Source organism: Kitasatospora sp. NPDC092039 (assembly GCF_044756065.1).
GTDB lineage: Bacteria > Actinomycetota > Actinomycetes > Streptomycetales > Streptomycetaceae > Kitasatospora.
On record NZ_JBIVSD010000003.1, the window covers coordinates 139,842 to 152,166 of the forward strand.

Consider the following 12,325-nt stretch of genomic DNA (forward strand, 5'->3'; position numbering starts at 1 on the left):
GTGAGAATACTGCTCCTCGGCGGCGACGGCTTCCTCGGCCGTCACGCCGCCGCCGTCCTGCGGTCACTGCCCGGTGCCACCGTGCTGACCGCGGGCCGGCGGCCCGCCCACGACGTCCGGCTGGACCTGGCCACCGCCCAGGCCGGCCCGCTCGGCGAGGAACTGTCCGCGCTGGCCCCTGACGCGGTGGTCAACTTCGCCGGCGCGGTGGCCGGCAGCGCGGTGAAGCTCGCCGAGGTGAACGCCCGCGGCCCGGCGGTGCTCTGCGAGGCGCTCTCCCTCGGCGCCCCGAAGGCCCGTCTGGTGCACATCGGTTCGGCCGGCGAGTACGGCGTCTGCGCGCAGGGCGAGTCGCTCGCCGAGGACGCCGACGCCCGTCCGGTCGGCGTGTACGGCGCGACCAAGCTGGCCGGCTCCCTCGCGGTGGCCGGCTCGTCGCTGGACGCCGTGGTGCTGCGGGTGTTCAACCCGGTCGGCCCCGGCGCCCCGGCGGGCTCGCTGCCCGGCCGGCTGGCCGCCGAGCTGCGCCGGGTGGCACCCGAGGGCGCCGACGGCGTGGTCACGGTCGGCGACCTCTCCGCCTACCGCGACTTCGTCGACGCCCGGGACGTGGCGAAGGCGGTCGGCCTGGCCGTCACCGCCAACCGTCCGCTCCCCCGGGTGCTCAACCTGGCCTCCGGGCAAGCCCGGCAGGTCCGGGCGATCGCCGACGGGCTGGTCGCCGCGGCCGGCTTCACCGGCCGGATCGACGAGAGCGGGGCGGGCTCCGAACGCTCGGCCGCGGTCTCCTGGCAGCAGGCCGACGTGTCGGCCGCCGCCCGGGAGCTCGGCTGGCGGCCGGAGACGGACCTCGCCGACACCCTGCGCGATCTGTGGCTCGGCACCGCCGCCCCCACCCCCGACCCGGTGGTCGCATGACCGCCGGGCTGACCCCCGACGGCCGCCTGCTGGTGCCGCTGTACGTCCACCCCGCGGTGGACCCGGCGGCCTGGCGGGCGGTCGCCGCCGCCGACCCCGCCCGGATCGCCGCCGTCGTGCTCAACCTCGCCGACGGCCCGGGCGAGGTCCCGGACCACGTCTTCGCCGAGGCGGCGGAGGAACTCCGCGCCGCCGGCCTGCCGTTGGTCGGCTACACCGACACCGACTACGGCCGCAGACCGCACGCCGCCGTGGTGGCCGACATCCTGACGTACCGCCAGCGGCACGGCATCACCGGCGTCTACCTCGACCAGGTCAGCACCCACCCGGGCGCGTTGGCGCACTACCGGCGGCTGGCCACGGCCGCCCGCGCGGCCGGCTGCGGCACCGTGGTGTTCGGCCACGGCGAGCACCCGGACCCGGGCTACGCCGAGGTCGGCCTGGCCGACCTGCTGGTCACCTTCGAGGGCGACTGGGACGCCTACCGCACCATGACGCTGCCGCTGTGGACCGGCCGGCACGCGGCCTCCCGCTTCTGCCACCTGGTCTACGACGTCCCCGCCGAGCACGCCCGGGACGCCGCCGCCCTGATCGCCGCCCGGCGAGCCGGCGTCGGCTGCGCCGTACCGGGAGCCGGGGAGAACCCCTGGCGCACCCTGCCGTACGGCCTGAACGCCGCCGAACTGACCTGACCCGATCCGGAGTCCGACTACCGTGAACCGCCGCAACCGGCTACTTCCGGCCGCCCTGGCCCTCGCCACCGCCACCGCCCTGCTGGTCAGCTCGTGCAGCAGCTCGGGATCGGAGGACGACCAGGACCAGGCCGACGGCACCCCGAGCAACTCCCCCGCGGCCACCGCGCCGGGCGCCCCCGGCACCCCGGACGCGACCACCGCCGCCCCGGACACCCCGGCCCCCGCGCCGGCCACTCCGGGCACCACCGCCCCGGCCCCGGGCACGCCCGGCGGCGGCCCGCCGCCCGCCACCCCGCCGGGGACCGGCACCCCGCCGGGCAACCCGGCACCGCCGCCGGCCGGCGCCCGCTGGCAGCCCACCCCGGGCCTGGCCTGGCAGTGGCAGCTCGGCGGCGGCGTCGACCAGTCGGTGGACGTCCCGGTCTACGACATCGACGGCTTCGAGAACGACGCCTCGGTGGTGGCCGCGCTGCACGCCAAGGGCCGCAAGGTGATCTGCTACATCAACGCCGGCTCCTGGGAGGACTTCCGCCCCGACTCCGCCGCCTTCGCCAAGTCCCTCCAGGGCTCGGACACCGGCTGGAAGGGCGAGAAGTGGTTCGACATCCGCAAGCTCGACCAGCTGAGGCCGCTGATGGCCGCGCGCTTCGACATGTGCAGGAGCAAGGGCTTCGACGCCGTCGAGCCGGACACCATCGAGGCCTACAACCAGAACAGCGGCTTCCCGCTGACCCCGGACGACCAGCTCAGGTACAACCGGATGCTGGCCCAGCTCGCCCACGAACGCGGCCTGGCCATCGGCCTGAAGAACGACCTGGACCAGATCCCGGCGCTGCTCGCGGACTTCGACTTCGCGGTCAACGAGGAGTGCGCCCAGTTCGACGAGTGCGAGCGGGTCGCCCCCTTCGTGAAGGCGGGCAAGGCGGTCTTCCACGTCGAGTACAAGCTCGACACGGGCCAGTTCTGCGGCAAGGCCAAGTCGCTGGGCTTCAGTTCGATGCAGAAGAAGCTCGAACTGAACGCCTGGCGCAAGCCCTGCTGACGCGCCGCGCGCCCGTCGCGCGGGTGACCCTCGTCCGGGTCACCCGCGCGAGGGTCACTTGACCGCCAGCCAGATGACGCCGCCCAGGACGACCAGCGCGACGACGGCGACCAGCGCGATCACGCCGGTGCGGCTGCCGCCCTTGCTGCTGCCGTAGGTGGAGACGGAGCCCGGTGCCTGGGGCGCCGGGCTCTCGTCGACGAACGCCCGGAACATCTGGGTGCTGCCGGCGGGGTCGTAGTCGTTGTCAGCCATGGCACGGACTCTAACGAATCGGCCCACCTCGGGCACACCCCGGACCCCCGTCGCGCGGGACACACCACCCCCACGTGCGACAGCGGTACGACAGCCTCGTGAAGACCTCGCGGTTCACGGAATGCCCGGCCGCGCGATCGGGTTGACTGCCACCATGACCGGAACCCACAGCCGGGTGAGCCTCGGCACCTCCGACCTGTCCGTCTTCCCGCTCTCCCTCGGCGGCAACGTCTTCGGCTGGACGGCCGACGAGCAGCAGTCCTTCGCCGTCCTGGACGCCTACGCGGCGGCCGGCGGCAACTTCGTCGACACCGCCGACGTCTACTCCTCCTGGGCCCCGGGCAACACCGGCGGCGAGTCCGAGACGGTCCTCGGCAACTGGCTGCGCAGCCGCGGCAACCGCGAGGACGTCGTGATCGCCACCAAGGTCGGCATGCTCGCCGGGCGCAGCGGCCTGGGCGCGGCCAACATCAAGGCCGCGGCCGAGGACTCGCTGCGCCGCCTGGGCGTCGAGCGGATCGACCTCTACTACACCCACCGGGACGACGACACCCCGGTCGAGGAGTTCGTCACCGCGCTGGACGAGCTGGTCCGCGAGGGCAAGGTCCGGGCGGTCGCCGCCTCCAACATCTCCGCCGAGCGGCTCACCGAGGCGCTGGCCTTCGCCGAGCGCGAGGGCCTGGCGAAGTACGTCGCCGTCCAGCCGCACTACAACCTGGTCTCCCGCGGCACCTTCGAGGGCCCGCTGGCGGACGTGGTCGCCGAGCACGGCCTGGCCACCGTCCCGTACTACGCGCTGGCGTCCGGCTTCCTGACCGGCAAGTACCGTCCGGGCGCCGAGGGCGTGGACAGCGCCCGCGCCGAGGGCGCCGCCCGCTACCTGGCCGAGCCGCGCGGGCCCAAGGTGCTGGAGGCGCTGGACACCGTCGCCGCCGAGCTGGAGGTGGAGCCCGCCTCCGTCGCCCTGGCCTGGCTCGCCGCCCGGCCGACGGTCGCCGCCCCGATCGCCAGCGCCCGCACCGTCGAGCAGCTCCCGCCGCTGCTGGCCGGCGCCACCCTGGAGCTCACCCCGGAGCAGACCGCCCTGCTGGACGCCGCCTCCGCCTGAGCCCGGCCGGCCGGCACCACACCGTGCCGTGCACCGCAGGCCGCGAACCCGCCCCGCCCGAGGGCCGGTTCGCGGCCTGCGGCGGTCCGGACGCGTCCGCCCGTCCGGGAACCATCGGGCACGGTGACAAGTCATGGTCAATGAACCATCAAGCACGCATCAAGACTTCACTCGCACAACGCCGACACGGGGGACGCTTTGGCCGACAATCCTGCCTGGGACGGTCTGTTCGACGACGAGGACCGGAAACGGTACGCGGGCCTGCGACTCAACTCCGCGGGCGGCAGCGGGGGCGGCGGCAAGGTGACCGTCAGCCCCGCCGACCTCAAGGCGCGGGCCGGCACCGTCGACGAGATCAAGGGCAACTTCCACACCGTCGACGACACCGCCGACGAGAAGACCACCGCCGCCTACGGCGCGCTGACCAGCTGGCAGACCGGCCCGGAACTGCGCAACCGCTCCATCCGCTGGGACAGCCAGGTCTCCACGCTCGGCAACCTCCTCTACGACATCGCCGAGCGGCTGCGGAAGACCGCCGACCAGTACACGGCGACCGAGAACGCCAACAAGCAGAACCTGTCCGGCGGGAACTGAGGGGGCCACCACCGTGCTGAGCTACGAGATCGTCCGCAACGCCAAGTTCGAGCCGCTGCACGCGGCCGCCGAGGAGTGGAAGACGCTCCAGGCCCGCTACGTCGGCCTGAAGGACCGGCTGACCAGCGAGGTCGCCAACAAGCTGGCCGCCGGCTGGGAGGGCGAGGCCGCCACCCAGGCGCGTACCCAGATCCAGAAGGCCGCCGAGCAGCTCGACGCCGCGGGCAAGGAGTCCGCCGACATCGCCGGGCTGCTCGCCGACGCCGCCCAGCAGTTCACCGCCGCGCAGAACCTGCTCAAGAAGATCGCCGACGAGGACGGCCCCGCCGACCACCTCAAGGTGGACGGCACCGGAAAGGTCACCGACGTCCACCCGCTGCTCACCGACAAGACGGCGCAGCACGACCCGGACTACCAGACGGTCTTCCTGCCCCAGCGCAAACGCGCGGTGGAGAACCTGGTCCACAGCCTCGAAGCGGCGCTCCAGCAGGCCGCCGACGCGGACCAGGCCGCCGCCTGGGCGCTGCGCTCGGACCCGAACGGCGCGAACGACCACTCGTTCAACGCCAACGGCTACCACAGCCTCAAGGAGGCCACCGAGGCCCGCAAGGACCTCTCCGACGCGCTCGCCCTGGCCGGGAAGGGCGGCGACCTCTCGGTCGAGGAGTTGACCAGGCTCAACTCGCTGCTGGAGAAGCGCAAGAGCGACCCGGCGTTCGCCGAGCAGTTCGCCACCACGCTCGGCCCGCGCGGCACCCTGGACTTCTGGCGGGACGTCAACGACCCGACGAGGTTCCCCGGGGGGTACAGCAAGGAACGCAACGAGGCCATGAAGAAGCTCCAGGCCTCGCTGGGCGTGACCCTGGGCACCGCCACCCAGAGCCACTCCAAGGCCATGCAGGACTGGGAGAACGAGATGATCAAGCTCGGTCCCCAGCTCGTGACGCGCGACCACGGCGGCCCGCTGCCGCGGGGCTACCAGCTGATGAGCAGCCTGATGCGCTCCGGCGAGTACGACACCGACTTCCTCAACTCCTACGGCGACAGCCTGCTCAAGTTCGAGCGCAGCGCCCAGACGACCCCGCAGGGGCTCTGGTCGCCCGACTCCACCCAGCCGAGGTGGGACTACCTCTCCGAGAGCCGCGGCGGCGACGCCGTGGGCGGCTTCCTGGAGTCCCTCAGCCACAACCCGCAGGCCTCCACCCGCTTCCTGGACCCGGGCGACCCCCGGACCAACGACAACCTGAAGTACCTGGTGGACGACCGCCGTTGGCCGGAGGAGATCGACCGCCACGCCAAGTACGTCCAGGACAAGCACTCGCTGGGCCTGGCCATCGAGGCCGCCGCCACCGGCGACCGGGCGGGCCAGGAGGACGGCGTCCGGCACCACAGCGAGGCCCAGGCCCGGGTGATGCGCGACTCCATCAACATGCTGGACGGCGGCATCAAGGACGAGGGGCTCCCGGCCGGCATGCAGCGCCCGATCGCCAACGCGCTCGCCGACTACGCCGCCGACACCCACGACATCCTGTCCGGCTCCAACCGCGCCGCCAAGGACCACTCGGGCGAGGACGCCAGCGGCGTCTGGGTCGACCCGGTCACCGGGGAGACCAGGATGGCCACCGACAAGGGCTCCCTGATCCGGGTCCTGCGCGGCGTCGCCGACGACCCCGAGTCCCACCACATCGTCCAGCAGGCCGAGATGGTGCACGTCGCCCAGCAGCTCGCCGAGCTCCCGCCGAACGTGAGCGAGAAGGAGTGGAAGGGCGTGATGGCCAACTCCTCGGTCGCCCTCGGCGTGTACGACGCCGTCCAGGCCGACGCCATCCTCGACCAGCGCGACGACGACACCAAGGTCGCGGCCTGGCGGGCCAAGGGCATGTACCAGGGCATCGGCACCCCGCTGAAGCTGGTCCCGGTCCCCGGCGTGGCGGACGTGGCACAGAGCCTGCTCGGCAGCGGGATCATGGGGTGGCAGATGAACGCCACCGAGGAGATCAACGCGACCGCGGCCGGCAAGATCGAGGAGAACACCCTCACCGGCGCCAACGGCCGCAGCGGACACGAGGGGATCAGCGCCATGGTCGAGAAGTGGCAGCAGCAGCGGGCCGGCCTCAACCCGGACGCCCCGGCCGTCGACTGGGACGAGCAGCAGATGCGGACGATCTACAACACCGGTCGCAGCGACGCCGCCTCCGCCCTCGGCCGCGGCGGCGAGAACAAGTGACGCCCGAGCCCGCGGAACCGCGCGGGGCCCGTCGGCGGTGGCGGCTCCCGGTCGCCGCCGCCGTCGGGCTGGTCCTCGCCGCCGGCGCGGTGTTCTACCTGGGCGGCGGGTACGACCGCTGGCAGGACGGCCGCTCGCTGGCCGGGCTCTGCCACGGCAGCGTGGACACCGCCGAGGTCAGGGCCCTGCTCGGGGCGGACCGGGTGCGCGGCAAGGACGCCGGGGCTCCCGAGGGCCTGGCCTCCTGCTCCGTGGACAACGCCGGGAGTCCCGGCAACGGCTACCTGGACGTCCGGATCGACCGGGGCTCGGAGGGGGTCGGCACGGCGCTGCACACGCTGGGCCGGGACCGCCCGAGCCTCGCCACCAGCATGGTGATGCCGCTCGGCCACGGCCGCCGGGGCGTGCTGGACCTCCAGGGCCGGGCCGGCGCGACCGCCGTGACCGCCCTGGACTGCCCGGGCCAGGGCAAGGAGGGGCTGCTGGTCACCGTCCACACCGTCCCCGCCGGCGGCGACCACCTCCTCGACGACCCGGCCCAGCGCGCCCGGTTCGCCCGGATCGCCGCCCGCGCCGCGGACGGTGCCGCCCGGGTCTGGGGCTGCACCGCCCCCTCCGGGCCGGAGATCACCGAGGTCCCCGCGGACACCCGGTACGTCAAGGTCCCGGACGGCGCGGCGAGCGGCACCTGCGCCGGGCTGTCCGGCACCGTCAACGAGTCGCCGGCCGATCCGAACGCCCCTGTCGAGGATTGCTTCCTGTACGCCGACCAGGACGCCCCGCGCTTCCGCCTGGGCGCGTACTACCCGCCGTTCGCGGACCGCCTCCCCGCCGTCGCCGACTACCCGGTCACCGGCCCGGCCGGCGGCAAGGACGGCCTGGCCTGGGCCACCGCCGCCTGCCCCGGCGGCGGCACCGCCCTCTTCACGGTGGACACCGTGTTCGACGGGAACCGGGCCGCCGCGCCCGACCCGGCGCTGGAGAAGGACGCCCTGCGCACCTTCGCCACCCGCTCCGCCCAGCGCCACGGCTGCTCGGCGCCGCAACTGCCCTGAGGCCACGGCACGGGCCCCCGGCGGCACCGCGCCGCCGGGGGCCCGTCACGTCCCCGCGGCTACGGCCGCCCGAAGTGGGTCGGGTAGTAGCCCGCGCTGAGCGTCGAGACCCGGACGGTCGTGCCCGGCCGCGGCGCCTCCACGAACTTGCCGCCGCCCAGGTAGATCCCCACGTGGTGGATGCCCGACGCCCGTCCGCTGTCGGACCAGAACACCAGGTCGCCGCGGCGCAGCTGCCCGGCGCTGATCGGCGTGGTCGCCGCGTACTGGTCGTCGGCCACCCGCGGCAGGCTGATCCCCGCGCGGCGGTAGGCCTGCTGGACCAGCCCCGAGCAGTCGTAGCCGGACGGGCCGTTGCCGCCCCAGACGTACGGCTTGCCGAGCTGGGCGAGCGCGTAGTCGACGGCCGACTCCGTGCTCCCGGAGGCCGGGGCGGAGCTCGACGACGGACGGCTCGCGGGGGGCGCGGGCTGCGCGGGGGCCTGGGCCGGACCGCTGCCGGACCGCCCGGTGCGGCTCGCGTAGACGTCGTAGTGGCTGGTCCAGCGCCACTCGCCGCTGCCGTTCTTGAACCAGTACTTCGACCCGTCCCAGCCCTGGCGCATCCCGGCGGAGGAGGCCGAGCCGTTGGAGACGGTCCGGGCGGTGGGGCCGGCCGAGCCGCCGGACTGCCCGGTGCGGCTCGCGTAGACGTCGTAGTGGCTGGTCCAGCGCCACTCGCCGGAGCCGTTCTTGAACCAGTACTTCGACCCGTCCCAGCCCTGCTTCCCGGCCGCGGCGTGCGCGGATCCGGCGCCGGCCGTCAGGCCGACGACGCCGGCGCCCGCCAGCACGGTGGTGGCCAGACAGGTGCTCCGCACGGCCCGGTGTATTCGGCCGCCCCCGGCCGCCGGCGCCGAGCGGGCGGTGCGCGGCCGGACGACGCAGTCGGGGCAGCCGCAACCCGCGACCGCGGGGACGCTGCCGAGGCTCTCCTCGAAGCCGATCAGTCCGGGATCGTCGTCCCCGGTCCCGACCGCGCCGCCGGTGACGGCGGGTTCGGCGTACGCGCCGGTGGCTATCCTCATGCGGATCGTCCTTCCTTCCGTCCGGCACGGACGGCCGGGGGCGGTACCGAGGCGGCCACTCCGGCCGGGGCGACGAAGGCGACCAGCAGCTGTTCCATCAGCGCGCTGCGGGCGGCCTCGTCCAGTTCGTGCGCGGTCGCCCGCTCCAGACGGCGGACGGCGAGCGCCGCCGCCTCCACCGCGTCGTCCACCAGCACCGTGCGCAGGCCCGCGTCCAGGTCGGCCAGCCGGCGCCGGCGCATCGACTCGGCCACCTCGGGCGCGTAGTCCAGGGCCAGCGGCTGCACCGAGTAGACCTCCAGGCCGGCCGGGACGACCTCGGCGGCCAGCGCCCTGGTCATCTCGTCGGCGAACCACTGCCCGTCGCGCAGCGCGGGGCCGGGCGCCGCGTTGCTGTCGCAGGGCAGGATGGACGCGGTGCGGGTGAGCACCGCCTGGACCTGCTCGCGCAGGTAGCTCTCGTGGTCCGCGATCGCCAGCAGCGCCCGCGCGGTGTCCTTGACCCGCCAGACGATCAGCAGCCGGACCACGATCGGCGTGCCGGTGCGGTCCACCACCTTGACCGGCTCGCTGCGCCAGTGCCGCAGCCGCACGTCCACCCGGCGGCGGCGCAGCAGCGGGTTGACCCAGACCAGGCCGGTCCGGCGGACGGTGCCCCGGTAGCGGCCCCAGCGGGTCAGCACCCGGGTCTCGCCGCCCGCGTTGGCCAGCAGCCCGGCGAGCGCGAACACCGTCAGCAGGCCGGCCGCGGCCGCCGCGGCGATCCACTGCGCGTCCACCTCGACCAGACCGCTCCTCTTCGCGGCGGCGCCGCGCAGGTCGGGCAGCGCGTCCCAGTACGGGATGACGCCGGTGCGCAGCAGGACGAACAGCACGCCGGCCACGCCGACCAGCACCGCCAGCAGGGCGATCCAACCGGGCACCGCGGTGGCGCGCTGCTCGCGCAGCGCCTGGTCGGCGCGCGGCGGGCGCCGGGAGGTGGTCGCGGCCGGGGCCCCGACCGTCGTCGCGTCCAGGAGTTCGACGGTCTCCGGGGCGACGGTCTCCAGCGGATCGGGCAGGTCCGCCGGGGCGCCCGGCGAGGGGTTCGGCGAGGGGTTCGGGACGACGGCCAGCGGGGTGGTCGCCGGTCCGCTGTCGGCCGGGCCGCCGGGCTTGACGGCCCTGACGGCCGTGGCTCTGGCCAGCGGGCTGGAGCCGGAGCGCTCCGGCAGGGCCGGCGGGAGCGCCCTGGGCGGGTTGTCGGGTCGCTGCGAAGAATCGCGGGTGACGTCCATGCACGGATCCTCTGGGTCGGTGTGTCGCGCAACGGGCGGCCCGGATCTGACGGGCAGTGCCAGGGTCAGGCTAAGTTCATAGGTCATCAAATGCGACATTTGACCGAGGTGTGTCGACATTTACTGACGAATCATCCAAAGCCGACCTGACGCGCAGGCACATGAACGGATGGTCGGGACAGTTCGGCGCGGTTCAGCGCCGAGGAGCACCGGGCCTGCGGGCGAACACCCGACGGGTGATCAGACCGAGACCGGTGAGCACCAGCAGGACTCCGGCGAGTCCACCGCGCCAGCCGGCCTCCCCGGGCCGTCCAGACGCACCCTGCGCGGCCTCCGCCGGCGGCGCCGCCAACGGCCGGCCCGCGTCCCCGGCCGGCCCGGCGAGTCCGACGAGGCCGACGGCTCCGGCCGGCTCGGGCACGGGCTTCACCGCGGCGACGGCCGTCGGCGAGGCGCCGACAGCGGTGGCCGGGGTCGCGGAGACGACCGCGGCGGTCGAAGGGGACGGGCCGACGGGACGGGTGGTGGCGGCGGGCGCGGCGGTCGCGACGGCGGCCGGGGCGGTCGCGGCGCTCGGACCGGCCGTCGCGGACTCCGAAGGCGCCGCCGACGGTACTGCCGACGGGCCGGTCGGCACCGCCGTTGCCGCCGTCGCCGCCGACGACGGACTGGGCCGGGCCGAGGCCGACCGCGTCGGGCTCGCGGCCACCGGGCTCGGCACCGCCGAGGCCGCCGTACTCGGCGCCACCGGGTCGGGCGCCGCCTTCGCCGCGGCGACCCGCACCAGCACCGCCTCCCCCGAGACCCCGTTCCCCGCCCGGTCGGTCGCCGTGACGGTCAGCCACTGCTCCCCGTCCGCCAGGTCCCGGTTGGCCGTGCAGGTCCAACTCCCGTCGAACGCCGCCGTCGCCCCGCACAGCACCGTCCGCCGTTGCCGCTCCGGGCCCGCCGCCGCCCGCGCCGTGACCAGCACGTCCACGCCCGGATCCGCCCGGCCGGCCAGCTTCGGCCGACTGACCCGCACCGTCTCCCCGGCGGCCGGAGAGGTGAGCACCGGCCCGGTCGGCAGGGCGGTGTCGACGACCAGCGCGACCGGCGGTCCGGCCGTCCGGTTCCCCGCCGCGTCGACCGCGACCGGGGTGAGCAGGTGCTTCCCGTCCGTCAGGTTCTCGACCGGCAGGCAGGACCACCGACCGTCCGCCGGCACCCCCGTGATGCACAGGTCGTCGGCCGAGCCGTGTTCGACCACCATGACGGTGCTGCCCGGCTCGCCGGTGCCGGTGAGCCGCAGGCCCGGGTCGTTGGTGTGGTCGGGGACGGTGAGCATGGGGGCGCTCGGCGGCACGGTCTTCACGCTGACCTTGACCGGGTCACCGCGCAGCACCACGCCTGCGCCGGTGGTCTCCACCGGCGTGAGGACGTGCGAACCGGCGGCCAGCTCCTTGTCGGGGCGGCAGGACCAGTCGCCGCCGCGCCCCGCCACGGCCGTGCAGAGCGCGGTGCCGCCCTCCCGGACCTCCACCGAGGCGCCGGACGCCGCGCCCCGGCCGCCGATCCGCGGGCGGGCGTCGGCGAGGACGGCGCCGTCGACCGGCCCGGTGATCTCCGGCCGGGGGCGGTCGGACGCGGGACCGGAGGACCGCGCGGGGGCTCCCGGCCGCGTGCCGCCGGCGGGGCCGCCGGCGGGGAGCCCCGCCGCGAGGGGGGTGTTCCACGTGGTCAGCAGCCCGGTCGCGAGGACGGCCAGGGCGGCAGCCGTACGGGAAAACTGTCGGCTCATCCGGCTCTCCTTCGCGGTCGGCTGCCGGGTGGTGGGCAGTCTGCACAAGATCCGACAAAAAGGAATCACGATCCTGAGCCGGTCATACTGCGACACCTGTGGTTCTGGCCGTGTCCCACCCGTTCGGCGGGCTTCCGAGCGGCAGGACGGGATGTACCCGAAACAGCTGCATTTCATCCATTAGGCGGCAATCGGCACCACCCGAACGGACGCGGGACCGGGTGCTCCGGACCCATCCGGGCGACCCCTGCTCCCGGGACGGGTCCATCCACCGCAGGGCTCTGTTCGAATCGCCGACCGGGCATCC

At 74.7% G+C, this 12,325-nt stretch carries 11 protein-coding genes; 7 read left to right on the plus strand and 4 right to left on the minus strand.

Annotated features, from left to right (window positions below; all coding sequences use genetic code 11):
- Genes ACIQI7_RS06935 through ACIQI7_RS06945 form a run of 3 tightly spaced genes read left to right on the plus strand, consistent with a single transcriptional unit; the run spans nt 1 to nt 2,655 of the window.
- Nucleotides 1-918 (plus strand): NAD-dependent epimerase/dehydratase family protein, encoded by a 918-nt coding sequence (locus tag ACIQI7_RS06935; RefSeq protein ID WP_401105890.1) that lies wholly within the window; start codon nt 1-3, stop codon nt 916-918.
- The gene (locus tag ACIQI7_RS06940) at nt 915-1,610 is read left to right on the plus strand and encodes a spherulation-specific family 4 protein (RefSeq protein ID WP_401105891.1); all 696 of its coding nucleotides are present in this window, start codon (nt 915-917) and stop codon (nt 1,608-1,610) included. The genes ACIQI7_RS06935 and ACIQI7_RS06940 overlap by 4 nt, the downstream gene beginning before the upstream one ends.
- A 22-nt stretch (nt 1,611-1,632) precedes the next feature.
- The gene (locus ACIQI7_RS06945) at nt 1,633-2,655 is read left to right on the plus strand and encodes an endo alpha-1,4 polygalactosaminidase (protein WP_401105893.1); all 1,023 of its coding nucleotides are present in this window, start codon (nt 1,633-1,635) and stop codon (nt 2,653-2,655) included.
- A gap of 54 nt (nt 2,656-2,709) precedes the next feature.
- Here the strand turns inward: ACIQI7_RS06945 and ACIQI7_RS06950 are convergent, their stop codons facing one another.
- Nucleotides 2,710-2,910 (minus strand): hypothetical protein, encoded by a 201-nt coding sequence (locus tag ACIQI7_RS06950; RefSeq protein ID WP_387752272.1) that lies wholly within the window; start codon nt 2,908-2,910, stop codon nt 2,710-2,712.
- 154 nt (nt 2,911-3,064) lie between these two features.
- On the opposite strand from ACIQI7_RS06950, the gene ACIQI7_RS06955 reads away from it, so the two are divergent.
- The 4 genes from ACIQI7_RS06955 (at nt 3,065) to ACIQI7_RS06970 (ending at nt 7,894) form a co-directional block, all read left to right on the plus strand.
- The gene (locus tag ACIQI7_RS06955) at nt 3,065-4,018 is read left to right on the plus strand and encodes an aldo/keto reductase (protein ID WP_401105896.1); all 954 of its coding nucleotides are present in this window, start codon (nt 3,065-3,067) and stop codon (nt 4,016-4,018) included.
- A 198-nt stretch (nt 4,019-4,216) separates the two neighbouring features.
- A complete protein-coding gene (locus ACIQI7_RS06960; RefSeq protein WP_401105898.1) occupies nt 4,217-4,612 on the plus strand; it encodes a WXG100 family type VII secretion target in 396 nt (131 codons plus the stop codon).
- Nucleotides 4,613-4,625: 13 nt separating this feature from the next.
- Entirely contained in the window at nt 4,626-6,839 is a 2,214-nt protein-coding gene (locus tag ACIQI7_RS06965; RefSeq protein WP_401105900.1) for a hypothetical protein, read from the plus strand.
- On the plus strand, nt 6,836-7,894 hold the full coding sequence (locus ACIQI7_RS06970; RefSeq protein WP_401105902.1) for a hypothetical protein: 1,059 nt from the start codon (nt 6,836-6,838) through the stop codon (nt 7,892-7,894). Before ACIQI7_RS06965 ends, ACIQI7_RS06970 begins: the two co-directional genes overlap by 4 nt.
- Before the next feature lie 59 nt (nt 7,895-7,953).
- Here the strand turns inward: ACIQI7_RS06970 and ACIQI7_RS06975 are convergent, their stop codons facing one another.
- The 3 genes from ACIQI7_RS06975 to ACIQI7_RS06985 form a co-directional block, all read right to left on the minus strand.
- The gene (locus ACIQI7_RS06975) at nt 7,954-8,961 is read right to left on the minus strand and encodes a C40 family peptidase (RefSeq protein ID WP_401105904.1); all 1,008 of its coding nucleotides are present in this window, start codon (nt 8,959-8,961) and stop codon (nt 7,954-7,956) included.
- Nucleotides 8,958-10,238: an SPFH domain-containing protein gene (locus ACIQI7_RS06980; RefSeq protein ID WP_401105906.1), complete on the minus strand. Its 1,281-nt coding sequence runs from the start codon at nt 10,236-10,238 to the stop codon at nt 8,958-8,960. Before ACIQI7_RS06980 ends, ACIQI7_RS06975 begins: the two co-directional genes overlap by 4 nt.
- A gap of 193 nt (nt 10,239-10,431) precedes the next feature.
- On the minus strand, nt 10,432-12,018 hold the full coding sequence (locus ACIQI7_RS06985) for an Ig-like domain-containing protein (RefSeq protein WP_401105908.1): 1,587 nt from the start codon (nt 12,016-12,018) through the stop codon (nt 10,432-10,434).
- Between the last annotated feature and the right edge of the window lie 307 nt (nt 12,019-12,325).